The sequence below is a fragment of the Limnohabitans sp. 2KL-1 genome (assembly GCF_003063435.1).
Lineage (GTDB): Bacteria > Pseudomonadota > Gammaproteobacteria > Burkholderiales > Burkholderiaceae_C > Limnohabitans_A.
In genome coordinates, this window is sequence record NZ_NESL01000003.1 from 419,941 (window position 1) to 441,670 (window position 21,730).

The following is a 21,730-nucleotide window of genomic DNA, read 5'->3' on the forward strand; positions in this document are numbered from 1 at the left end:
AAGATAAGAAACACGCCCGGAACGCCGGGCGTTGACAGTTGCGTCACTCGGTATTGTAAAAACCAACAGAACGCCAAACGGCCCGGGTTTACCCTCCGATGCCGGATTGAAAAAATTTCACGTCACGGCATCAGGCAAGCCCGGCCTGTCTGAAACTCAGACCGAGCCGGTCAGATCAGGCCAACGCAGGCGAATGGACTGCGCGATGCCCGTCGCATCCAAGCCCTGCAAGGCCAGCAACTTGGCCGGGTCACCGTGCTCGATGAACGCATCAGGCAACCCCAAGTGAAGCACTGAACGCTGCAGGTTCAACTGCTGCAAAGCCTCGCCCACGGCACTGCCCGCGCCACCCATGACGCAGCCCTCTTCCACCGTGACGATGCGCTCATGGGTTTGCGCGATCTGCGCCAACAACCCGACATCCAGCGGTTTGACCCAGCGCATGTTGACCACGGTGGCGTTGAGCTTTTCTGCGACCTGCAAAGCCGGAGCCAGCAAGGTGCCAAAGGCCAGAATGGCCAAACCTTGACCCTGGCGGCGCACCTCGCCTTTGCCAAAAGGCAAGGTGTCCAGATCGCGCCCAGGCACCGCGCCCACGCCCGCACCGCGCGGATAACGGACAGCCACTGGGTGGTTTTGCGCGTAGGCCGTGCTGAGCAGTTGGCGACATTCGCGCTCGTCGGCCGGACAGGCGAGGCTCATGTTGGGGATGCAGCGGATGTAGGCGATGTCATAGGCCCCAGCGTGGGTGGCACCGTCGGCCCCCACCAGGCCGGCACGGTCCAACGCAAACACCACCGGCAGGTTTTGCAGCGCCACGTCGTGGATCAGCTGGTCGTAGCCGCGCTGCAAAAAGGTGGAATAAATGGCCACCACGGGCTTGAGCCCCTCGCAGGCCATGCCCGCAGCAAAGGTCACGGCATGCTGCTCGGCAATGCCCACGTCGTAATAGCGTTTGGGAAAGCGCTGGTGAAATTCCACCATGCCTGAGCCTTCACGCATGGCGGGCGTGATGCCGACCAAGCGCATGTCTTTCTCGGCCATGTCGCACAGCCACTGGCCAAACACCTGGGTGAAGGTGGTTTTGGCGGGCGTGGCCGCAGGCACCAGGCCCACATTCGGATCGAACTTGCCGGGGCCGTGGTAGGCCACCGGATCGGCCTCGGCCTTGTCGTAGCCCTGGCCTTTTTTGGTCACCACATGCAAGAACTGTGGACCGTCCAGGTGCTTGATGTTCTCCAGTGTCGGGATCAGCGACTCCAGGTCGTGCCCATCGATCGGGCCGATGTAGTTGAAGCCGAATTTCTCAAACAGCGTGGCGGGCACCACCATGCCTTTGGCATGCTCTTCGAGACGCTTGGCCAGCTCGAACAAAGGCGGTGCATTTTTCAGCACATTCTTGGCCCCGGCCTTGGCCGCCGAGTAAAAGCGCCCACTCATCAGCTGGGCCAAGTAACGATTGAGCGCGCCCACGGGTGGGCTGATCGACATGTCGTTGTCGTTCAGGATCACCAGCAACTTGCACTCTTCCACACCCGCGTTGTTCAGCGCCTCGAAGGCCATACCAGCGGTCATCGCGCCGTCGCCGATCACCGCGATGGAATGGCGCGACTCACCCTTTTGACGTGCGGCCACGGCCATGCCCAAAGCGGCCGAAATGCTTGTCGATGAATGGGCCGTGCCAAAAGTGTCGTACTCGCTCTCGTCGCGGCGCGGAAAGCCCGACAGTCCGCCAAACTGGCGCAGCGTGGGCATGCGCTCGCGCCGACCCGTGAGGATTTTGTGCGGGTAGGTTTGGTGCCCGACGTCCCAGACGATGCGGTCCTCCGGGGTGTTGAAGACGTAGTGCAGCGCTACTGTCAATTCCACCGTGCCCAGGTTGGAACTCAAGTGCCCACCGGTCTTGGACACGTTGTCCAGCACGCAATGGCGCAGCTCGTCGGCCAGGCGCGGCAAATCGGTACGCGGCAAGCGGCGCAAATCGGCCGGCGAGTCAATGGTTGGAAGCAATGCGGTCATAAATCAGTTGTTTCTTTCTACCACCATGGCGGCCAAGGCACGCAGTGCCTCTAAGCGCGCATCGGACAATCCAGTATCGGCCAGGGCCTGCGTGGCCTGTGCGCTCAGGACATCGGCATAGGCCTTGGCACCTTCCAGCCCCATCAGCGCCACATAAGTGGGTTTGTCGGCAGCTTCGTCCTTGCCCGCAGTTTTGCCCAGCGTGGCCGAATCGGCCGTCACATCCAGCACATCGTCCACCACCTGAAAGGCCAGGCCCAGGGCCTCGCCAAAACGCTGGAGCGCCGCCTGAACAGGGGCAGAAACGCCCGGCACACAGGCCACGCCCATTTGCACGCTGCACAACAACAGCGCCCCGGTTTTGAGGCGGTGCATCTGGCGCAGCTGGTCTTCACTCAAGCGCTGGCCCACGCTGGCCAGGTCAATCGCCTGGCCCCCGGCCATGCCCTGGTAGCCCGAGGCCCGGGCCAGCAAGGCCACACAGGCCGCCTGCACCGCAACGGACACGCTGCCGCCCGTCGGGGTCAAAAATTCGAAGGCCAAGGTCTGCAAGGCGTCACCGGCCAGCAAGGCCTGGGCCTCGCCAAACTGCACATGCACCGTGGGTTTGCCACGCCGCAGCACGTCGTTGTCCATACAGGGCATGTCGTCGTGCACCAAAGAGTAAGCATGGATCAGCTCGATGGCGCAAGCCGCCCGCAAAGCCGCCACCCCGTCAGCGGCACCGGCCACCGCTTCGGCCGTGGCCAGCACCAGAAGAGGCCGCAGACGCTTGCCGCCATCGAGCACGGCATAGCGCATGGCCTGCCCGAGTGCGGCGGGAGAATCGGCCGCAATGCCTGCCGACAAAGCCTGCTCGACGCGAGCCAAGTGCGGCTGCATCCAGGCTTGGAGGTCAAAAGCACTCATGCACCGCTCCAGGATTTGAGTTGACCACCGTCCAGGATCTGGATCTGGTCTTCCACGGCCTTGAGTTTGTCGCGGCAAAAGGCCAGCAAGGCGGCACCGCGCTGATAGCCCGTCAGCAACTGGTCCAGAGGCATTTGCCCGGACTCAAGCTGGCCCACCAGCGACTCCAACTCCGACAAAGCCGCTTCGTAAGTGGTCGGTAATGCAGCGGGGCTGTCGACGGCGTCGGTGGTGGCGACCTTGGGCATGGCGTGTTCCGAGGAAAAAACCCGATTTTAGGCCTTAAGCCTTGATCAGACTGACACCGATCAGCGTCAAGACCGCAAGACGGGTATGAACAGACAAGCCCTGATTTTTCCATGGCCAGTGCAGCAGTGCACGGCGGGGCTCACCCTCCGGGGTAGAATCTTGGTTCATCGACAGGAAATCTCCTGTCATTTTTTTGCGCCGTTTTCACTGAATTCAGCGCTTTGTCCCTGCCCCTTCATAGGGGGAGTCTCTAGGTCAGGTCACCCATGTCTGATTTAAGTCTTCAACTGCAGCAGGCCGCAAGCCAACTACCAGTTTCCACTTATTTCGATGAAGCGCTGTTCCAGCGCGAATTGAACACGCTCTTCCGGCAAGGCCCCCGCTACGTGGGCCACCAGCTGGCCGTGCCTAACCCGGGCGACTACTACGCCCTGCCCCACGAGGCGCAAGGCCGCGCCCTGGTACGCAATGCCCAAGGCGGGGTCGAACTCGTCTCCAACGTCTGCCGCCACCGCCAGGCCGTCATGCTGAACGGCCGGGGCAACCTGCAAACCCAGCAAAAGGGCAGCGCTGGCGGCAACATCGTCTGCCCGCTGCACCGCTGGACCTATTCGCCCAGCGGCGAGCTGCTGGGCGCACCCCACTTTGCGCACGACCCCTGCCTGAACCTGAACAACTACAAGTTGCAGGAATGGAACGGTCTGCTGTTTGAAGACAACGGTCGCGACATCGCCGCCGACCTGGCCGGCATGGGCCCCAGAGCGCTGCTGAACTTTGAAGGCTACGCCCTGGACCGCGTCGAGCTGCACGAGTGCAACTACAACTGGAAGACCTTCATCGAGGTCTATCTGGAGGACTACCACGTCGGCCCCTTCCACCCGGGGCTGGGCCAGTTTGTGACCTGCGACGACCTGAGCTGGGAGTTCAAGGAACACTATTCGGTGCAAACCGTGGGCGTGTCGGGCGGCTTTGGCAAACCCGGCTCGGACACCTACAAAAAGTGGCACGAGGTGCTGCTGAAGTACCGCGACGGCCAACTGCCCGAGCGCGGCGCGATCTGGCTGACCTATTACCCGCACATCATGGTCGAGTGGTACCCGCATGTGCTCACCGTGTCGACCCTGCACCCGATCAGCGCCAACAAGACACTGAACATGGTGGAGTTTTACTACCCTGAAGAAATCGTGGCGTTTGAGCGCGAATTCGTCGAAGCCCAGCAGGCCGCCTACATGGAAACCTGCATTGAGGACGATGAAATTGCCGAGCGCATGGACGCGGGCCGCAAAGCCCTGCTGGCCCGAGGCGACAACGAAGTGGGCCCCTACCAAAGCCCCATGGAAGACGGCATGCAGCACTTTCACGAGTGGTACCGCCGGCAAATGAAGACCCTTTGAGAGTTATCGCCTGATGCAAGCTTCCTGGATGATCCTGGCGTCGCTGTTTTTTTCGATGATGGGTGTTTGCATCAAATTCGCGTCAGCCCACTTCCACACCTTTGAGCTGGTTTTTTTCCGGGGCCTGATCGGGGTGTTCTTCATGGCCACCATCTGCCGGTTACAAGGCGTTGGTTTGCGCACGCCCATTCCCATGATGCATGTCTGGCGCACGGTGGTGGGGGTGACTTCATTGGCGGCCTGGTTTTACGCCATCGGTCATTTGCCACTGGCCACCGCCATGACGCTCAATTACATGAGTGGCATCTGGGTCGCGGTATTTTTGGTCGGTGGCACCTTGGTGGTGGGCAAACTGCAAGACGCCACACGGCAGGGGCCTGTCGTGCTGGCGGTGATCGCGGGCTTTGCCGGTGTCATCTTGCTGCTGCGTCCCACCATTGAGCAAGACCAATTGTTTGCAGGCATCATCGGCCTGTTGTCGGGTTTGGTGGCTGCATTGGCCTACATTCAGGTCGCCGCGCTCGGACGGCTCAACGAACCCGAAGCCCGTACCGTGTTTTATTTTTCGGTGGGCACCACCGCAGTGGGTGCCATGTTGACGCTGATCACCGGCATGAGCGCATGGGTTTGGCCCAGCGTGCTGTGGTTGTTGCCCGTGGGAATACTGGCAGCCCTGGGCCAGTTGTGCATGACCAAGGCCTACAGCCGGGGCTCCACCTTGGTGGTGGCCAACTTGCAATATTCAGGCATCGTCTTTGGTGCCTTGTTTGGCCTGATGCTGTTTGGTGACCAGATCCCACTCATGGGCTGGCTGGGCATGGGCCTCATCATGGTCAGCGGCATTGCCTCCACCATCTTGCGCAACCGCACCCTGCCCCGCGCCCCGGCCGAAGAACATTGAGCTTTGGAGACAACACCCATGTACACCCTGCTGATCACCGCAGCCCAACTGCAAACCCTGCAAGCACAAGGCACGCCCTGCGCCGTGCTGGACTGTAGTTTTGACCTGATGAAACCCGAGCTGGCCGACAGCTTTTTTGCCAGCGAACGCATTGCAGGCGCCCTGCCCGCCCACTTGGACAAGGACCTGAGCACACACGACCCCGAGCAAGCCGTCAACGGTGGCCGCCACCCCCTGCCGCAACGCGCGCTGGTGGCGCAATGGCTGGGACGTTTGGGCATCCACAACGGCATGCAAATCGTGGTCTACGACCGCAACAAGGGCCACTATTGCGGCCGCCTGTGGTGGATGCTGAAATGGCTGGGACACGATGCCGTGGCCGTGCTGGACGGTGGCCTGCAAGCCTGGAAAGACGCGGGTGGCGCCTTGTCCAGCGGCACGGCAGCTGCCCCAGTTCAAGCTCGTTTTGAGGTGAAAGCACCACTGCGCCAACTGGTGCTGACCGAGACCGTCTCCAGCGCTTTGGGGCGACCCCAGCAGACCATCGTCGATGCCCGCGCAGGTGCCCGTTACCGGGGCGAAGTGGAGCCGCTGGACCCGGTGGCGGGGCACATTCCGGGGGCACTGAACCGCCCCTTCACCGACAACTTCACCGAGGACGGCCGCTTCAAAAGCCCGGAGCTGCTCCAAACCGAATGGAACCAGGTGCTCGCGGGCCGCCCTGCCAACAGCGTGGTGCACCACTGCGGCAGCGGGGTGACGGCGGTGCCCAATCTGATCGCGATGGAACTGGCCGGTTACGGCCCCACCGCCTTGTATGCGGGCAGCTGGAGCGAGTGGTGCCGCAGCCCCGGCCTGCCGTGCGCCCAAGGCTGAGACAGCTGCGCTTCAGTGGCTGTGCCCAGCCACAGCGCTGACCAGCACCACCATGCCGATGCCCACGCCCAACCACAGGATCTGTGAAGCCGTCTCGCGTGCAGACAGACGCTTTTGCAATTGGGGAATCAGGTCAGCCAGGGCCACATAAACGAAGCTGCTGCTGGCCACCACCAGGAAATAAGGCAACCAGTCGTGCAGCGCGTCCACCAGCACGTAGCCCACCGCCCCACCCAGCGCCGTGATGGCCCCGGCCATGGAGACCTTGATGATGGCGGCTTTTCGGCTGCCACTGCCGTGGCGCAACACCGCCAAATCGCCCATGTGGTGCGGCACCTCGTGCGCCAACACCGCCAGCGCGGCAATCACACCCAGGCGCATGTCGGCGATGAAAGCCGAGGCGATCAGGATGCCGTCGCCAAAGCAATGCACGCTGTCACCGGCCAACACCGCCCATTGGCCGCGCAATTTGTCTTCGGCCTGGTGGGCATGGCTGTGGCCATGACCATGCGCCTTGTGATCGTGGCTTGAGGCCTGTGCTGGATCGGGATCGCCCCCATGGTGATGACCGCCGTGCCCATGCTCGTGCCCGTGGTGCCAAAGTTCGGCCTTGTCGAGCAAAAAGAAAAACACCAAGCCCAACAGGAGGGTCAGGAACAGCTCATGCGCCCCGGCTTCGCTCTCGAAGGCTTCCGGCAGCAAATGCAAGAACGACGTGGCCATCAAAGCCCCAGCGGCCAGGCTCAGCATGTGCTGGGTGTAACGGCTCAAAATGCCAAAACTCAGCCAAGCCGCCACCCAGACGCTGCCAATGCCCGCCACCAAAGTACCCACCAAAATCGCCAATAAAGTCATCATGTTTCCCGAGGTGCGTCGCACCCCAAAAGAAACCGCCCCGAAGGGCGGCTGCTGTGCTCACAAAAATCAGGCCACACCCTGGCGTTTGAGCCAGGCCAGCAAACGCTGCCAGCCATCGTCTGCCGGTCCCTTGCGGTAACTTGGGCGGTAGTCGGCGTGAAAGGCATGTGGGGCCTCAGGATAAACCACAAACTCACTGGCTTTGGCCGCTGCAGGGCCTTGGGCCAGTTCAGCTTTCATCTTATCAACCGTGTCAAGGGGGATGCCGGTGTCGGCCGCACCATACAAACCCAGCACGGGGGCTTTCAGGCTGCCCACCAAAGCCAAAGGGTGCACCGGCGTCTGCGCCGTGGCGTTGCCCACCAGTCGGCCATACCAGGCCACGCCCGCCTTGAGTTTGGGCTGGTGCGCCGCATACAACCAGGTGATGCGCCCGCCCCAGCAAAAACCGGTGATCGCCAGCTTGTTGGTGTCACCGCCGTTGGCAGCGGCCCAGGCCACGGTGGCGTCCAGATCGCCCATGACCTGGGCATCGGGCACTTTGGAGATCACTTCGGCTTGCAATTTGGCGATTTCGCCATAGGCACTGGCGTCACCCTGGCGCACAAACAGCTCAGGGGCAATGGCCATGTACCCAGCTTGGGCCAGGCGACGCGTGACATCAGCGATGTACTCATGCACGCCAAAAATTTCAGAAATCACCAACACCACCGGCAAACCGGTCTTGCCCGCGGGCGCACTGCGGTAAGCGGGCATTTTGAAACCATTCACATCGATGGTCACTTCGCCAGTGACCAGGCCTGTGGCAGGCGTTTTGATGGCCGATTGCGCCATGATGGGCATCGCCGCTGCGGCGTAACCCACCCCCAAAGCGGCTTTCAAAGCCCCCCGGCGTGTGGCCCCACCAGCCCCCATGCGCCCACCCAGCAGGGCTTGTGTGTCGTCAAACAGGTCGTTGTTCAAGGCAGTCTCCTCAGTCGTCCAATAGAAAGGGGCTTGCATCTTGGCACAAGCGTCCGTGCGCTGCACAGCGCAAGGCCATTGTGGTCCTTGGCCCTGCCCGGCAGACACGTCTGCTTGAAATTTTCATGGGCATTTAGACTCAAGCCATGCCCAATGTGTCCCCCCAGCCGTCTGAACCGCCGTGCCCGGTTTTGTATTCGTTTCGCCGCTGCCCTTACGCCATGCGCGCCAGGCTGGCCTTGTACACCAGTGCCGTGCCTCATGAACACCGCGAAGTGGTCCTCAAAAACAAATCGGCCCACATGCTGGGCCTGTCGCCCAAAGGCACGGTGCCGGTCTTGTGGGTGCCTGGCCCTGCCGGTGGGCAAGTGCTGGAACAAAGCCTGGACATCATGTGGTGGGCACTGCGCCAGCACGACCCGCTGAACTGGCTGCCCGACAGGGACACGGCCTTGGCCAAAGCCCTGGCACAGATCGCGCACAACGATGGGCCATTCAAGCGCCACCTGGACCGCTACAAATACCCCCAGCGATCAGGGCTTGCCAGCGGCAGCACGGACCGCGATTTGGCAGCGCCCTGGCTGACATCGCTGGAGCAGGAACTTCAAATTCAGCCTTTTTTGGCGGGCGGGCACTTCGGCCTGGCCGATGCGGCGATGGCCCCCTTTGTGCGGCAATTCGCCCACACCGACCCGGTCTGGTTTGCCGCTCAGCCTTGGCGCGCCTTGGCCGCGTGGTTGACCCATTTTGAATCGTCTGACCTGTTCAAAGCCATCATGCAAAAGCACGCGCCTTGGCAAGACTCGGCGTCTTGCCAGGCCGAAGTCTGAACAACAGACGGGGGGCTTGCGAACAGGGCACCTGCAGGTCTCAAGCCACCGACTGCGAAAAATCGCTGATCCATGCCGCCACGGCACGCGGATAAATCTGGTGCTCCTGACTCAAAACCCGCGCTGACAAGGTCGCAGCGGTATCCCCGGGCAAGATGGGCACCACGGCCTGAGCCAAAATCTGCCCATGGTCCAGTTCGGCCGTGACCTGGTGCACCGTGGCCCCGGCAAAGCGGCAACCGGCGTCGAGCGCTCGCTGGTGCGTGTTCAAGCCCGGAAAAGCAGGCAACAAGGAGGGGTGGATGTTGATCAAACGCCCGGCGTAGTGCGCCACAAACCCGGGCGTGAGGATGCGCATGAAACCCGCCAGCACCACCAAGTCGGGCGCTTGCTGGTCAATCTCGGCCATCAAAGCGGCATCAAAAGCCTCACGGCTGGGAAAGGCCTTGTGGTCCAGCACGGCGGTGGGAATACCGTGTTCCTGGGCAAAAACCAGCCCTTGGGCATCGGCCCGGTTGCTCAGCACGGCGGCCACCCGGGCGTTCAGGCGCTCAGCCCATCGGCCCTGCTCTGCGGCGCGCACGATGGCAGCCATGTTGGAGCCCGAGCCCGAAATCAGAATGACGATGTTTTTCATGAAGGGCTGGATTATCCCTGCAGGCCCAGGGCATCCCGGCATTTGTCGCACCAAGGACAAGCCGAATCGGCCTGCGCATGATAAAAAGCACGGTCGTTTGATTTTGAGAGAAAACCCCATGGATTTGGCATTCACCCCCGAAGAGCTCGCATTCCGCGACGAGATTCGCACCTGGGTCAAGGCAAATTTGCCCGCTGACATTTCGCACAAAGTGCACAACGCCATGCGCCTGACGCGTGATGACATGCAGCGCTGGGCCAAGATTTTGGGCAAAAAAGGCTGGCTGGGCTGGGGCTGGCCCACCCAGTTTGGCGGCCCGGGCTGGACCGCCGTGCAAAAGCATTTGTTTGAAGAGGAATGCGCCCTGGCGGGTGCCCCCCGCGTCGTGCCTTTTGGCCCGGTGATGGTGGCCCCGGTGATCATGGCCTTTGGCAACGCCGAGCAGCAGCAGCGCTTTTTGCCCGGCATCGCCAGTGGCGAAGTCTGGTGGAGCCAGGGCTACAGCGAGCCAGGCTCTGGCTCGGACCTGGCATCCCTCAAAACCCGCGCCGAGCGCGTGGGCGACAAATACATCGTCAACGGCCAGAAAACCTGGACCACCCTGGGCCAATACGGCGAGTGGATCTTCTGCCTGGTGCGCACCAGCACCGAAGGCAAGCCCCAAACCGGCATCTCCTTCCTCTTGATCGACATGAAGTCGCCCGGCATCACCGTGCGCCCCATCAAGCTGTTGGACGGCGAGTGCGAGGTCAACGAAGTCTGGTTTGACAACGTCGAAGTGCCTGCTGAAAACCTGATCGGTGAAGAAAACAAGGGCTGGAACTACGCCAAGCACCTGCTGGCCCACGAGCGCACCAACATCGCCGACGTGAACCGCGCCAAGCGTGAGCTGGAGCGCTTGAAGCGCATCGCCAAAACCGAAGGCGTGTACGACGACATGCGTTTCCGTGACGAGATCGCCAAGCTCGAAGTCGACATCGTGGCGCTGGAGATGCTGGTGCTGCGCGTCTTGTCGGCCGAAAAATCCGGCAAGAACTCGCTCGACATCGCAGGCCTCTTGAAGATCAAGGGCAGCGAGATCCAGCAACGCTACACCGAGCTGATGATGCAGGCCGCTGGCCCCTTTGCCCTGCCCTTCATCTTCGAAGCCATGGACGCAGGCTGGCAGGGCAACTTCCCAGGCGGCACGCTGGCCAACGCCCCCCTGGCCGCCAACTACTTCAACATGCGCAAGACCACCATTTACGGCGGCAGCAACGAAGTGCAACGCAACATCGTCGCCCAGACAGTTCTGGGTTAAGGAGACACACATGGATTTCGATTTTTCTGACGACCAGGAACAACTGCGCGACGCGGTGCGCAAATGGGTGGACAAGGGTTATGACTTTGACCGCCGCCGCGCCATCGTCGCCGCAGGCGGTTTTGACCGCGCCGCTTACGGCGAAATGGCCGAGCTGGGCCTGACGGGCCTGTACGTGAGCGAAGACCACGGCGGTATGGGCATGGGCCCCACCGAAGCCATGGTCACCATGGAAGAACTCGGGCGCGGCATCGTGCTCGAACCTCTGACCCAGACCCTGATCTGCAGCGCCACACTGCAAACCCACGCGCCTGCAGCACTGCAAGCGGCCTGGCTGCCGCGCATCGCGGCAGGCGAAGCCATCGTGGTGCTGGCGCAGCAAGAGCGCGGTGCCCGCTACCAACTGGGCCGCTGCGCGGCGCAAGCCACCGAATCGAACGGCGCATGGTTGGTGACCGGCACCAAAAGCGTGGTGGCTGTGGGTGACCAGGCCGATGCCTTTGTGGTGCCCGCCACCGTGAACGGCCAGATCGCCTTGTTTTTGGTCGAGCGCAGCGCCAGCGGTGTGAGCACACAGGCCTACATCACGCAAGACGGCTCACGCGCTGCCGAAGTGGTGCTCAGCCAAGCTCCAGCACAGCTGATCACCCTGAACGGCTTGGCCGCTTTGGAAGAAGCGGTGGACATCGGTATCGCCTGCACCTGCGCCGAAGCCGTGGGCGTGATGGACAAAACCTTGGCCATCACCGTGGACTACATGAACACCCGCAAGCAGTTCGGTGTGAACATCGCCAGCTTCCAGGCCCTGCGCCACCGCGTGGCCGACATGAAGATGCAGCTGGAGCTGGGCCGCTCAATGAGCTACTACGCCAGCTTGAAGTTGCACGCGCCCGCTGACGAGCGCCGCCGCGCCTTGGCCCGCGCCAAATACCAGCTCGGCGTGTCCATGCGTTTCATTGGCCAGCAAGCGGTGCAGCTGCACGGCGGCATTGCCGTCACCGACGAGTACATCGTGAGCCACTACTTCAAGAAATTGACGCAGCTGGACATGACCTTTGGTGACACCCTGCACCAGCTGGGCGAAGTGTCGGCCCGCATGCAGGAAACCGCTGGCGTGTTCGCCTGAATCGGGTAGGGCGGGACGGCGGCGCTGGCCGGGCTCAGAGGCGCTTCGCTTTGCCACATCGCCCGACCAGCGCCGCCGTCCCGCCTGGTGGCCAAACAATCACTCGCCATCGATCTGACATTCCAAAGACAGAGGGCCCCACAAGGGGCCCTTTGTCTTTGCTCAGATCTTCCTGTGGATTTGTCTGTGAACTACACCGGGGATTGGGCTCGCACCCAGTCACGCATGGCGTCATTCATTCGGGTCTGCCAGCCCTTGCCGGTGGAGCGGAAAGCTTCCAGCACATCGGCATCAAAGCGGATGGTGATGCGTTCTTTGACAACCTCAGAGCGTGGCCGACCGCGTGGCTTGAGCATCATCTGTGCGGTCTTGGTTCCGAACAGCTCAGGCAACACCTCTGATGCAGGGCGGGCGCGGGCAAAGTCTGCATCCGTCCATTCCGGGTTGTCGTCATCCGTCAGTTGTGGGTTTGGGCGTTTGGGCATATCTCTTGACCTCTCTCAGATTGGCCTTGCGCAGACTGATGACATGCACCTTGCCTTGGCGCGGCGTGAATACAACGGCGTGCAACCGCCCCCCAATGAACCCCAGCACCTGAAATCGCCGCTCTCCGTAGGCTTTGCGGGTGTCTTCCTCCATCAGCGCATGGGCCCAATCAAGCTGCTCGACAAGCTCAAACGGCAAACCACGGCTTGCCATATTGGCGGCATTCTTGGCTGGATCGAATCCAATCTTCACCATTTTATTGTATGCACATTAAATAAAGATTGCAAGTTTTTAGATATTTTGAATGCTCTTTACATGCTCACTCCGACTCCCGCACCCGCAAAAAAGACGCAAAGCGCGGCAAACCCGAGGGCGTGCGCTCGCGGTAACGGTAAGTGACCCACGCCCCCACGGGCGGTGGATCGCGGCGCTGGGCATCGCTCAACCCAGACCCCAAGGCAAAGCGCTGGCCCGACGGCATTTGCACCAGCAAAGCCCCGGTCATGCCCAGCAAACGGCCCTTGCCCGGTTGGTGGCCCACCACCAGACCCTCTTCATCCTGCTCAGGCTTGAATTTGAACAAAGCATCGGTGCGGCCCGGCTGCCACAGGGCATCTGAGCGGTGCAGCATCAGCCCCTCGCCCCCCTGGCGAACCGTCTCCCGCAAAAGGGCCTGCAAAGCGCGGGCGTCGTTCACCTCGCGCTGCGCGACCGGCATCAGCCAGGGCTGCTGCACCTGTGCCAAGGTCGACCGCACCCATGCCACCCTCTGGGCAAACGGGGCAGCATGCCCGGGCGCGTCAAACACCAGGTACTTCACCGCCCGCCAGGCCTCGTTGTCGGGCTCGGTCTGGCGCACCACGCCAGAAAGCCTGTCAAACGCCCCACGCCCCATCCACAACTCGCCGTCAAGCGCGACCCGGGGCAGCGCCGACAAAAACCAAGCGGGGGCCGCAATCACCCGGCCGCTGCGAAAACGCAGCACCTGTCCATCCCAGACGGCCCGAACGCCGTCGAATTTTTCACTCACCCAAAAACCTTGCGGGGATCGTGCCTGAGGCCAAAGCATGGCCAGCTGAACCTGGGTGGTGGCGGACTGATCGGCACGCACAACAGGCGGGAGCCAAGGGCCGATGAACAGCGCCACCAAACTCTGCCGCCGGGACAGGGACAGCGACTGGTCGGGCGGCTTTGTGCAAGGCTGCGCAGGCGCCGAGCATTTAAAACCTGAAATGCGCTGAAGTCGGGCATCCCATCGCCCGCTCACCGTGTCCACGACTTGTGTCTGCATGCTGCGTCTCCCTGAGGGCTGCGGCCTCTTCAGTCCTGGGCCTTTTGTTTTCAGACAGACATGATGAGGCGCTTTGACCGCCCACGCAAGCGAAAAACCAGCGCTTTCAAACCATCAAACGCGAACCCTTGGGCACATGCGCCATCAAAAACGCCATCTGGTCACTGAGGATGCGGCGATTGCGCAGGATGAAGTCTTCCCACAGGCTGGGCACATAAGGCGCGTAAAGCAAAGGCATGCGGGCCTGTTCGGGCGTGCGGCTGCTTTTGCGGTGGTTGCAGGAACGGCAGGCCGTGACCACGTTCATCCAGTGGTCCGGACCGTTTTGGCACAGAGGCACGATGTGCTCGCGGGTCAGCACCGACTCATGGAAATGCCCGCCGCAATAAGCGCACAGGTTGCGGTCACGCACAAAAAGTTTGGTGTTGGTGAGGCCCGGGCGCAGGTCAAACGGGTTGATGCGGGGCACGCCCTGGGTGCCGATGATGCTGTTGACGGTGATGATGGATTGCTCGCCCGTGAGCGCGTTGTGACCGCCATGAAAAACCGCCACTTGCTGGCCCGCTTCCCAACGCACTTCGTCGGCTGCGTAATGCGTGACCGCCTGCTCCAGCGTAATCCACGATTGCGGCAAGCCTTGGGCCGAGAGTTTCAAAACCTTCACAGACGCCTCCATCCAACAGTTTAAAAAACCACTGACACGAAAAGTTCCGTCTCGATCGGTCCTCATGCCTTGGGGTGCAAGGATGAAGGGATCGGGCTCGGTCACAATATACCCTCTTACATTGACAAAACCGTGAAAGCTGGTGCCTGACCAGCTCAGCGACAGGACATCGTTCAACACATGAAGGTTTTTCGCGGCTTCCACCACCCCGATCTGGCCCCGGCCTGCGCCCTGACCATCGGCAACTTTGACGGCGTGCACCGGGGACACCAGGCCATGCTGGCCCTGCTGCGCAGCGAAGCAGCCCACCGGGGCGTGCCCAGCTGCGTCATGACCTTCGAGCCACACCCGCGCGACTACTTTGCCAAAGCCCTGAACAAGCCCGAACTGGCCCCCGCCCGCATCGCCACCTTGCGCGACAAGCTGACCGAGCTGGAACGCTGCGGGGTCGATCAGGTCGTGGTGCTGCCGTTCGACGCCCGGCTGGCCAGCCAGTCCCCGGATGACTTCATCCAGCAGGTGCTGATGCGTGGTCTGGGCGTGCGTTATGTGCTGGTGGGCGACGATTTCCGCTTCGGGGCCCAGCGCGCAGGCGACTACGCCATGCTTGACGCCGCAGGCCAGCGCCTGGGCTTTGATGTGGCGCGCATGAACAGCTACGAGGTGCATGGACTGCGCGTGTCCAGCTCGGCCGTGCGCGATGCCCTGGGCCAGGGCCAACTGCAAGCCGTGCAGGCCCTGCTGGGCCGCCCCTACAGCATCAGCGGCCATGTGGTGCACGGGCGCAAGCTCGGGCGCGAGTTGGCTGCAACGGCCGAAGGCGCGGGCGACGGCTTTCGCACCCTGAATTTGCGTTTCTCGCACTGGAAACCGGCTGCCAGCGGCATCTTTGTGGTGCAAGTGCACGGCTTGAGTGACAGCCCATTGAAAGGTGTGGCCAATCTGGGCATCCGGCCCTCTTTGGACCCCACCGATGTCAACGGTGGCCGAGTGCTGCTGGAGACCCATGCCTTCGACTGGCCCGCCGATCTGGGCCCCGAGGGGGGCTACGGTAAAATCATCCGCGTGGATCTGCTGCACAAACTACACGACGAGCTCAAATACGACGGTCTGGACGCCCTGACAAAGGGCATTGCCAAAGACTGCGAAGACGCGCAAGCGTGGTTTGCCTCACGCCGTGGCGACAATGCCCAGTCTTTGAGCCGCCAGACCACCCGCGACCGAATTTGACGCTCCGGCCCTCGTTTGCTGCCCTTCGACAGGCTCAGGGCGAACGACCTCAACGGCCCACCTCCTTTAGATCTCTCCGAACGGCCCGCCGCTCGGGCTGAGCTTGTCGAAGCCCTCCCGACTTGAAGCACCATGACCGAACAAACCACGCCACCCAGTACAGACTACCGCGCCACACTCAACCTGGCGGACACGCCCTTCCCGATGCGCGGCGACCTGCCCAAGCGCGAGCCGGGCTGGGTCAAAGACTGGAACGACGGCGGTCTCTACAAAAAACTGCGCGCCGCCCGCCAGGGTGCCCCACTGTTCGTGCTGCACGACGGCCCGCCCTATGCCAACGGCAAGCTGCACATCGGCCACGCACTCAACAAAGTGCTGAAAGACATGATCGTCAAGTCCAAGCAACTGGCTGGCTTTGACGCGCAATACATCCCCGGCTGGGACTGCCACGGCCTGCCGATCGAAAACGCCATCGAGAAACTGCACGGCCGCAACCTGAGCCGCGACGACATGCAGGCCAAGAGCCGTGCCTTTGCCACCGAGCAGATCAACCAACAACGTGAAGACTTCAAGCGCCTGGGCGTGCTGGGCGACTGGGAGCGTCCTTACCGCACCATGGACTTCGCCAACGAAGCCGGTGAAATCCGCGCCTTCAAGCGCGTGATCGAGCGCGGCTTTGTGTACCGGGGCCTCAAGCCCGTGTACTGGTGCTTTGACTGCGGCTCGTCGCTGGCCGAATTCGAGATCGAATACGCCGACAAAAAGAGCGACACGCTGGATGTGGCTTTTGAAGCTGACAACAACGCCGCCCTGGCCGCTGTCTTTGGCCTGAGCGCGCTGCCTGTAGGCAAGAGCGCATTTGCCGTCATCTGGACCACCACCGCCTGGACCATCCCGGCCAACCAGGCACTCAACGCCCACCCCGAGCTGGAATACGCGCTGGTGGACACGCCCCGTGGCGTGCTGTTGCTGGCCGCCAGCCTGGTCGACAAATGCCTGGAGCGCTACCAGCTGCAAGGCACCGTGATCGCCACCGCTGTGGGCGAAAAGCTGCGCGGTCTGGTGTTCCGTCACCCGCTGCACGACACCGTGACCGCCGAAGAAGGCGGCCCCTACAGCTACCGCCGCACCTCGCCGCTGTACCTGGCCGACTACGTGACCGCCACCGACGGCACCGGCCTTGTGCACTCGGCCCCCGCCTATGGCGTGGACGACTTCAACTCCTGCGTGGCTCACGGCCTGAAATACGACGACATCCTCAACCCGGTGCAAGGCAATGGCGTGTACGCCCCCGAGCTGCCGTTCTTTGGCGGTCAGCACATCTGGAAAGCCTGTGCCCGCGTGATCGAGGTGCTGAGCCAGAGCGACCGCCTCATGGCCACCGTGGAAATCACCCACAGCTACCCGCACTGTTGGCGTCACAAAACCCCCGTCATCTACCGCGCTGCCGCCCAGTGGTTTGTGCGCATGGACGAGGGCGAGGGCGTGTTCACAAAGGACAAAGCGCCCAAGACCCTGCGCCAGCTGGCGCTGGACGCCATCGAGCAAACGCAGTTTTACCCCGAAAACGGCAAAACCCGCCTGCGCGACATGATCGCCAACCGCCCCGACTGGTGCATCTCGCGCCAACGCAGTTGGGGCGTGCCCGTGCCCTTCTTTTTGCACAAAGACAGTGGCGAGTTGCACCCCAACACCATGGCCATCCTGGACCAAGCCGCCGACATGGTGGAAAAAGGCGGCATCGAAGCCTGGAGCCGCGTGACCGTGGAAGAAGTTCTGGGCGCAGCCGATGCACCCAGCTACACCAAGAGCACCGACATTTTGGAAGTCTGGTTCGATTCGGGCAGCACCTTCCAGCATGTGCTGCGCGGCAGCCACAAAGACGCTTATGGCGTGCCGCCTTTCCACAGCTCCCCTGACAATTCCAGCCCTGAGGCCGACTTGTATCTGGAAGGCCACGACCAACACCGAGGCTGGTTCCACAGCTCGCTGCTGCTGGGCTGCGCCCTGTACGACCGTGCCCCTTACAAAGGTTTGCTGACCCACGGCTTTGCCACCGACGGCCAAGGCCGAAAGATGAGCAAGAGTTTGGGCAACACCGTCGAGCCGCAAACCATCAACAGCAAAATGGGCGCAGAAATCGTGCGCCTGTGGGTGGCCAGCACCGACTACTCGGGCGACCTCAACATCGACGACAAGATCCTGGCCCGCGTGGTCGATGCCTACCGCCGCATCCGCAACACGCTGCGCTTTTTGATGGCCAACGTGAGCGACTTCGACCCAGCGACAGACACCGTGCCCGACGACCAGCTGCTGGAAATCGACCGCTTTGCGCTGACCCGCGCCGCCGAGTTGCAAGCCGACATCCGCGCCCACTTCGACAAGTACGAATTCCACCCCGTGGTCTCCAAGCTGCAAATCTACTGCTCGGAAGATCTGGGCGCGTTCTATCTGGATGTGCTGAAAGACCGCCTGTACACCACAGCCCCCAAGTCGCTGGCACGCCGCAGTGCGCAAACCGCGCTCTACCGCATCACCCACGGCATGCTGCGCTGGATGGCGCCCTTCCTGTCCTTCACCGCCGAAGAAGCCTGGAGCACCTTTGGCAAGTCGGAGTCCATCTTCCTGGAAACCTTCAGCGACTTCGGTGCGGCCAATGCGCAGCTGCTCGACAAATGGGCCCGCATCCGCGAAATCCGCGACTTGGTGAACAAGGACATCGAGAACCTGCGCACCGCAGGCCAGGTGGGTGCATCGCTGCAAGCCGAGATCGCCCTCGCTGCGCCTGCCGCTGACCACGCCTTGCTGGCCAGCTTGGGCGCGGACATCAAGTTCGTGTTCATCACCTCCAAAGTGACTTTGCAGGCAGGCGATGCATTGGCGGTACAGGTCACCGCCAGCCAGGCCACCAAGTGCGAGCGCTGCTGGCACTACGCGGACGACGTGGGCCACGACGCGGCCCATCCCACGATCTGCGGCCGCTGCGTGAGCAACCTGTACGGCGCGGGCGAAACCCGCAGCGTGGCCTGACCTTCACGTACCCACAACACGAGGCACACCCATGGCCAGCAGCAAAAAAATCGGCAAAAGCTACGCCAGCAAAAGCCAAGGCATGGCGCTCTGGCTGGGCATCGCCCTCTTGGTGCTGGTGCTCGACCAGTTCACCAAGGTACTGGTGCTGGGCGCTTTCCAGCTCGGAGACAGCACGCCCATCACCTCGTTTTTCAACCTGGTGCGGGTGCACAACCACGGCGCGGCGTTTTCGTTTCTGGCCGGTGCAGGCGGCTGGCAGCGCTGGTTTTTCACCGGTATCGGCGTTTTCGCGGCCCTCTTCATGGTCTGGATGCTGCGGGCCCACCCCGGCCAAAAACTCTTTGGCCTGGCCATTTCGCTCATCCTGGGCGGGGCCATTGGCAACGTGATCGACCGCCTGCTGCATGGCTACGTGGTCGACTTCCTGGACTTTTACTGGGGTGCCTGGCACTTCCCCGCCTTCAACGTGGCCGATGCCGGCATCAGCGTGGGCGCAGCCTTGCTGATCTTGGACGAAATCCTGCGGGTCCGGCGCGGGCGTTAAGCCATCAATACGCCCAGCCTGAACTTGAGCAGCCTGCGGCAAACCTTGTCTTCGCTGGAAGTTCACCGAAAATCGTATTGGTACAAAATGCCCGCTGAGTAAACCTCACTGGGTGCGCTCGTGAAGGTGTACTTCATCAACCTTCTTTTTGAGGGCGTTGTAGCGGGGTCGCTGTCCAAAACCAGAATGTCTCCAGTTTTACCAATGAACACGGATGTCGGATTGGCACCGGTCGCCAGCATCTCTTTTCCACCAGTTGCTTTGGTCACTCGCACAAGCTGTGCGGCGCTAAAAAGCGTGTAGTAGGCGTAGGTAGAGTCTTCGGCATAACCTTGGGCTTCGGCTTCGGTCGTGAGAGGCCTCGTACTGCCATCAGTCTTGGAGAGTGCGAAGCCACCGCCTCCTTGTCTGCACAAAAAAACAGTGGAAGTATTTTCGCCACACTGGATAGCATTGCCAGTGATGCTGGAAACATCTTTGATCGCACCATCGCCCAAGGAAATTTTCACCACCTTACCAGCACCGGCCAATGCATTCAGAGTGACCCACGCGTTGCGCCCCCCCACATCCACCGAAAGACCATTGGCAAGGTGGGTATCCGTATTTCCCAGCTGAACCATATTGGTCACCGCACCTGTTGTCAGATTGACAGTCAAGAGATTGTTGGCATCGGTGGCTGGACGTCCATTTTCAACAAATGAATACCGCTCACGCCGTCGCAAGACCAGCGCGGTACTGTCATCAAGATGGCGGACATTCACAATTTGACCTGTGAATGGAATTTCGCGCACCACTGAACTCGTCGCCATGTTGTAAACCACAACACCAGAGGTGCTGGGAATGAGCAAAACGTCACCTCTCTTGGAATGTCCGTTGCCGTAGGACGTGACATCGTTCAGGTTTGCAAGTGGGACAGTTTTCGTTTGCCCATTTTCCAGTCGGGCCACAATGACATCGCCCACGAAAACCTCAGTGGTTGCAACTGGCAGTGGCGGTTGCGGTGGTTTGTTGTTCGAGGACGAATCACCACCGCCGCCGCCACAAGCAGCGAGACCCAATGCCAGTGGAATCGACAAAAAACAGTGGGATAACTTATTCATGAAGACTTCCTTGCTTGGCTGTGAATTTCGCCTTATGAATATTTATAAAACAAAGTTACTCAAAAATTACGCGGTTACGCTTTGTTTCAAATGTGGCCTGCACAAGGCTATGCGGTAAGCTATTGCCACTGACAAAACCAATCTTGGAGACCCCATGCCCGGACTGCTGCCCCACATCGACCCCGATGGTCTGCTCGAATTCTCGGTGGTCTACACCGACCGCGCCCTGAACCACATGTCCAAACGCTTTGGCGGTGTGATGACCGACATCTCGCGCATGCTCAAAACCGTGTACGGCGCCCACTCGGTTGCGCTGGTCCCCGGCAGCGGCACCTTCGGCATGGAGTCGGTGGCCCGCCAATTTGCCACCCACCAGCATGTCATGGTGATCCGCAACGGCTGGTTCAGCTTCCGTTGGACGCAGATTTTTGACATGGGCCAGATCCCCAAGAGCCACAGCGTGCTCAAGGCCCGACGCGTGGCAGAAGGTTCGCAAGCGGCCTGGGCACCGGCCCCGATTGCCGAGGTGACCGCCGCCATTGCCGCCGAGAAACCCGCCTTGGTGTTTGCACCCCATGTGGAAACTGCCGCCGGCATGATCCTGCCCGACGATTACCTGAAAGCCGTGGCAGACGCCGTGCACGCCGTGGGCGGCCTGTTCGTGCTCGACTGCATCGCCTCGGGCGCGATGTGGGTGGACATGAAGGCCACGGGTGTGGACCTGCTGATCAGCGCCCCACAAAAAGGCTGGAGCAGCTCACCTTGCTGCGCCATGGTCATGCTGAGCGAACGCGCCCGCCAGGCGATTGACAGCACCACCAGCACCACCTTTGCGATGGACTTGAAAAAGTGGCTGCAGGTCATGGAAACCTATGAGGGCGGTGGCCACATGTACCACACCACCTTGCCCACCGACGCGCTGCAGCGCCTGCAAGAAGCCATGCTGGAAACCGAAGCCTACGGCTTTACCAAGGTGCGCGATGAACAAATGGCGCTGGGCCGTCAGGTGCGCTCATTGCTGCTGGAGCACGGGTTCCCGAGCGTGGCAGCACCTGGCTTTGAAGCACCCGGCGTGGTGGTGAGCTACACCACCGACCCCGAGATCCAAAGCAGCAAGAAGTTCCTGGCGCTGGGCCTGCAGACTGCCGCAGGTGTGCCGCTGCAGTGCGACGAACCGGCCGACTTCCGGACTTTCCGCATGGGGCTGTTCGGTCTGGACAAATGGCATCAGGTGCCACGCACGCTGCAACACCTGCGCGATGCGCTGGAGACCATTGCCCCGAAGGCCAAGCTGGCCGCTTGACCCTATCGCTTGGCTGC

At 61.6% G+C, this 21,730-nt stretch carries 22 protein-coding genes; 10 read left to right on the top strand and 12 right to left on the bottom strand.

Annotation, left to right across the window (positions count from 1 at the left end):
- Positions 1–156 precede the first annotated feature (156 nt).
- From dxs to B9Z47_RS19115, 4 genes are read right to left on the bottom strand one after another with little or no spacing between them, the layout of a single operon-like run.
- Positions 157–2,019 carry a 1-deoxy-D-xylulose-5-phosphate synthase gene (gene dxs, locus B9Z47_RS10110; protein WP_108331094.1) on the bottom strand — a complete coding sequence of 621 codons (1,863 nt, stop codon included), beginning with the start codon at positions 2,017–2,019 and terminating at the stop codon, positions 157–159.
- 3 nt (positions 2,020–2,022) lie between these two features.
- Complete coding sequence (locus B9Z47_RS10115; protein ID WP_108331095.1) at positions 2,023–2,928, bottom strand: polyprenyl synthetase family protein; 906 nt, start codon at positions 2,926–2,928, stop codon at positions 2,023–2,025.
- Positions 2,925–3,176 (bottom strand): exodeoxyribonuclease VII small subunit, encoded by a 252-nt coding sequence (gene xseB / locus B9Z47_RS10120; RefSeq protein ID WP_108331096.1) that lies wholly within the window; start codon positions 3,174–3,176, stop codon positions 2,925–2,927. The genes B9Z47_RS10115 and xseB overlap by 4 nt, the downstream gene beginning before the upstream one ends.
- Positions 3,177–3,210: 34 nt before the next feature.
- Positions 3,211–3,345, bottom strand: a complete 135-nt coding sequence (locus B9Z47_RS19115) for a hypothetical protein (RefSeq protein ID WP_255418454.1) — start codon at positions 3,343–3,345, stop codon at positions 3,211–3,213.
- 98 nt (positions 3,346–3,443) lie between these two features.
- On the opposite strand from B9Z47_RS19115, the gene B9Z47_RS10125 reads away from it, so the two are divergent.
- Genes B9Z47_RS10125 through B9Z47_RS10135 form a run of 3 tightly spaced genes read left to right on the top strand, consistent with a single transcriptional unit; the run spans position 3,444 to position 6,348 of the window.
- A complete protein-coding gene (locus B9Z47_RS10125; RefSeq protein ID WP_108331097.1) occupies positions 3,444–4,571 on the top strand; it encodes an aromatic ring-hydroxylating dioxygenase subunit alpha in 1,128 nt (375 codons plus the stop codon).
- A 13-nt stretch (positions 4,572–4,584) separates the two neighbouring features.
- Positions 4,585–5,472: a DMT family transporter gene (locus B9Z47_RS10130; protein WP_108331098.1), complete on the top strand. Its 888-nt coding sequence runs from the start codon at positions 4,585–4,587 to the stop codon at positions 5,470–5,472.
- An 18-nt stretch (positions 5,473–5,490) separates the two neighbouring features.
- Positions 5,491–6,348: a sulfurtransferase gene (locus B9Z47_RS10135; protein WP_108331099.1), complete on the top strand. Its 858-nt coding sequence runs from the start codon at positions 5,491–5,493 to the stop codon at positions 6,346–6,348.
- A gap of 12 nt (positions 6,349–6,360) precedes the next feature.
- Here the strand turns inward: B9Z47_RS10135 and B9Z47_RS10140 are convergent, their stop codons facing one another.
- Positions 6,361–7,203 carry a ZIP family metal transporter gene (locus B9Z47_RS10140; RefSeq protein WP_108331215.1) on the bottom strand — a complete coding sequence of 281 codons (843 nt, stop codon included), beginning with the start codon at positions 7,201–7,203 and terminating at the stop codon, positions 6,361–6,363.
- A 69-nt stretch (positions 7,204–7,272) separates the two neighbouring features.
- The gene (locus tag B9Z47_RS10145) at positions 7,273–8,121 is read right to left on the bottom strand and encodes a dienelactone hydrolase family protein (protein WP_199226356.1); all 849 of its coding nucleotides are present in this window, start codon (positions 8,119–8,121) and stop codon (positions 7,273–7,275) included.
- Positions 8,122–8,315: 194 nt separating this feature from the next.
- Here B9Z47_RS10145 and B9Z47_RS10150 point away from each other — a divergent pair, with 194 nt between their 5' ends.
- Positions 8,316–8,999 (top strand): glutathione S-transferase, encoded by a 684-nt coding sequence (locus B9Z47_RS10150; RefSeq protein WP_108331100.1) that lies wholly within the window; start codon positions 8,316–8,318, stop codon positions 8,997–8,999.
- A gap of 40 nt (positions 9,000–9,039) precedes the next feature.
- On the opposite strand, the gene purN is transcribed toward B9Z47_RS10150, so the two are convergent.
- On the bottom strand, positions 9,040–9,636 hold the full coding sequence (gene purN, locus B9Z47_RS10155) for a phosphoribosylglycinamide formyltransferase (protein WP_108331101.1): 597 nt from the start codon (positions 9,634–9,636) through the stop codon (positions 9,040–9,042).
- A gap of 118 nt (positions 9,637–9,754) precedes the next feature.
- On the opposite strand from purN, the gene B9Z47_RS10160 reads away from it, so the two are divergent.
- Both B9Z47_RS10160 and B9Z47_RS10165 read left to right on the top strand, forming a co-directional pair.
- Complete coding sequence (locus B9Z47_RS10160) at positions 9,755–10,936, top strand: acyl-CoA dehydrogenase family protein (RefSeq protein ID WP_108331102.1); 1,182 nt, start codon at positions 9,755–9,757, stop codon at positions 10,934–10,936.
- A 10-nt stretch (positions 10,937–10,946) separates the two neighbouring features.
- A complete protein-coding gene (locus tag B9Z47_RS10165) occupies positions 10,947–12,062 on the top strand; it encodes an acyl-CoA dehydrogenase family protein (protein WP_108331103.1) in 1,116 nt (371 codons plus the stop codon).
- A gap of 191 nt (positions 12,063–12,253) precedes the next feature.
- Here the strand turns inward: B9Z47_RS10165 and B9Z47_RS10170 are convergent, their stop codons facing one another.
- The 4 genes from B9Z47_RS10170 to B9Z47_RS10185 form a co-directional block, all read right to left on the bottom strand.
- Positions 12,254–12,547: a BrnA antitoxin family protein gene (locus B9Z47_RS10170; RefSeq protein ID WP_108331104.1), complete on the bottom strand. Its 294-nt coding sequence runs from the start codon at positions 12,545–12,547 to the stop codon at positions 12,254–12,256.
- Positions 12,513–12,803 (bottom strand): BrnT family toxin, encoded by a 291-nt coding sequence (locus B9Z47_RS10175; protein ID WP_233253747.1) that lies wholly within the window; start codon positions 12,801–12,803, stop codon positions 12,513–12,515. The genes B9Z47_RS10170 and B9Z47_RS10175 overlap by 35 nt, the downstream gene beginning before the upstream one ends.
- A gap of 64 nt (positions 12,804–12,867) precedes the next feature.
- Complete coding sequence (locus B9Z47_RS10180; protein ID WP_108331105.1) at positions 12,868–13,839, bottom strand: DNA ligase; 972 nt, start codon at positions 13,837–13,839, stop codon at positions 12,868–12,870.
- Between the two features lie 106 nt (positions 13,840–13,945).
- Positions 13,946–14,503: an HNH endonuclease gene (locus B9Z47_RS10185; RefSeq protein ID WP_108331218.1), complete on the bottom strand. Its 558-nt coding sequence runs from the start codon at positions 14,501–14,503 to the stop codon at positions 13,946–13,948.
- A 180-nt stretch (positions 14,504–14,683) separates the two neighbouring features.
- On the opposite strand from B9Z47_RS10185, the gene B9Z47_RS10190 reads away from it, so the two are divergent.
- From B9Z47_RS10190 to lspA, 3 genes are all read left to right on the top strand, one after another.
- Positions 14,684–15,733 carry a bifunctional riboflavin kinase/FAD synthetase gene (locus B9Z47_RS10190; protein ID WP_108331106.1) on the top strand — a complete coding sequence of 350 codons (1,050 nt, stop codon included), beginning with the start codon at positions 14,684–14,686 and terminating at the stop codon, positions 15,731–15,733.
- A gap of 132 nt (positions 15,734–15,865) precedes the next feature.
- Positions 15,866–18,763 (top strand): isoleucine--tRNA ligase, encoded by a 2,898-nt coding sequence (gene ileS / locus B9Z47_RS10195; RefSeq protein ID WP_108331107.1) that lies wholly within the window; start codon positions 15,866–15,868, stop codon positions 18,761–18,763.
- Positions 18,764–18,794: 31 nt separating this feature from the next.
- On the top strand, positions 18,795–19,310 hold the full coding sequence (gene lspA / locus B9Z47_RS10200; RefSeq protein WP_108331108.1) for a signal peptidase II: 516 nt from the start codon (positions 18,795–18,797) through the stop codon (positions 19,308–19,310).
- 62 nt (positions 19,311–19,372) lie between these two features.
- Here the strand turns inward: lspA and B9Z47_RS18375 are convergent, their stop codons facing one another.
- Entirely contained in the window at positions 19,373–20,410 is a 1,038-nt protein-coding gene (locus B9Z47_RS18375; protein ID WP_146185781.1) for a hypothetical protein, read from the bottom strand.
- Positions 20,411–20,564: 154 nt separating this feature from the next.
- On the opposite strand from B9Z47_RS18375, the gene B9Z47_RS10210 reads away from it, so the two are divergent.
- Positions 20,565–21,713, top strand: a complete 1,149-nt coding sequence (locus B9Z47_RS10210) for an aminotransferase class V-fold PLP-dependent enzyme (protein ID WP_108331110.1) — start codon at positions 20,565–20,567, stop codon at positions 21,711–21,713.
- The last annotated feature ends 17 nt before the right edge of the window (positions 21,714–21,730 follow it).

Bases quoted from the DNA above. Each gene is read 5' to 3' on its own strand.
- dxs (WP_108331094.1), bottom strand. From the start codon at position 2,019: ATGACCGCATTGCTTCCAACCATTGACTCGCCGGCCGATTTGCGCCGC.
- B9Z47_RS10115 (WP_108331095.1), bottom strand. From the start codon at position 2,928: ATGAGTGCTTTTGACCTCCAAGCCTGGATGCAGCCGCACTTGGCTCGC.
- xseB (WP_108331096.1), bottom strand. From the start codon at position 3,176: ATGCCCAAGGTCGCCACCACCGACGCCGTCGACAGCCCCGCTGCATTA.
- B9Z47_RS19115 (WP_255418454.1), bottom strand. From the start codon at position 3,345: ATGAACCAAGATTCTACCCCGGAGGGTGAGCCCCGCCGTGCACTGCTG.
- B9Z47_RS10125 (WP_108331097.1), top strand. From the start codon at position 3,444: ATGTCTGATTTAAGTCTTCAACTGCAGCAGGCCGCAAGCCAACTACCA.
- B9Z47_RS10130 (WP_108331098.1), top strand. From the start codon at position 4,585: ATGCAAGCTTCCTGGATGATCCTGGCGTCGCTGTTTTTTTCGATGATG.
- B9Z47_RS10135 (WP_108331099.1), top strand. From the start codon at position 5,491: ATGTACACCCTGCTGATCACCGCAGCCCAACTGCAAACCCTGCAAGCA.
- B9Z47_RS10140 (WP_108331215.1), bottom strand. From the start codon at position 7,203: ATGACTTTATTGGCGATTTTGGTGGGTACTTTGGTGGCGGGCATTGGC.
- B9Z47_RS10145 (WP_199226356.1), bottom strand. From the start codon at position 8,121: ATGGGGGCTGGTGGGGCCACACGCCGGGGGGCTTTGAAAGCCGCTTTG.
- B9Z47_RS10150 (WP_108331100.1), top strand. From the start codon at position 8,316: ATGCCCAATGTGTCCCCCCAGCCGTCTGAACCGCCGTGCCCGGTTTTG.
- purN (WP_108331101.1), bottom strand. From the start codon at position 9,636: ATGAAAAACATCGTCATTCTGATTTCGGGCTCGGGCTCCAACATGGCT.
- B9Z47_RS10160 (WP_108331102.1), top strand. From the start codon at position 9,755: ATGGATTTGGCATTCACCCCCGAAGAGCTCGCATTCCGCGACGAGATT.
- B9Z47_RS10165 (WP_108331103.1), top strand. From the start codon at position 10,947: ATGGATTTCGATTTTTCTGACGACCAGGAACAACTGCGCGACGCGGTG.
- B9Z47_RS10170 (WP_108331104.1), bottom strand. From the start codon at position 12,547: ATGCCCAAACGCCCAAACCCACAACTGACGGATGACGACAACCCGGAA.
- B9Z47_RS10175 (WP_233253747.1), bottom strand. From the start codon at position 12,803: ATGGTGAAGATTGGATTCGATCCAGCCAAGAATGCCGCCAATATGGCA.
- B9Z47_RS10180 (WP_108331105.1), bottom strand. From the start codon at position 13,839: ATGCAGACACAAGTCGTGGACACGGTGAGCGGGCGATGGGATGCCCGA.
- B9Z47_RS10190 (WP_108331106.1), top strand. From the start codon at position 14,684: ATGAAGGTTTTTCGCGGCTTCCACCACCCCGATCTGGCCCCGGCCTGC.
- ileS (WP_108331107.1), top strand. From the start codon at position 15,866: ATGACCGAACAAACCACGCCACCCAGTACAGACTACCGCGCCACACTC.
- lspA (WP_108331108.1), top strand. From the start codon at position 18,795: ATGGCCAGCAGCAAAAAAATCGGCAAAAGCTACGCCAGCAAAAGCCAA.
- B9Z47_RS18375 (WP_146185781.1), bottom strand. From the start codon at position 20,410: ATGAATAAGTTATCCCACTGTTTTTTGTCGATTCCACTGGCATTGGGT.
- B9Z47_RS10210 (WP_108331110.1), top strand. From the start codon at position 20,565: ATGCCCGGACTGCTGCCCCACATCGACCCCGATGGTCTGCTCGAATTC.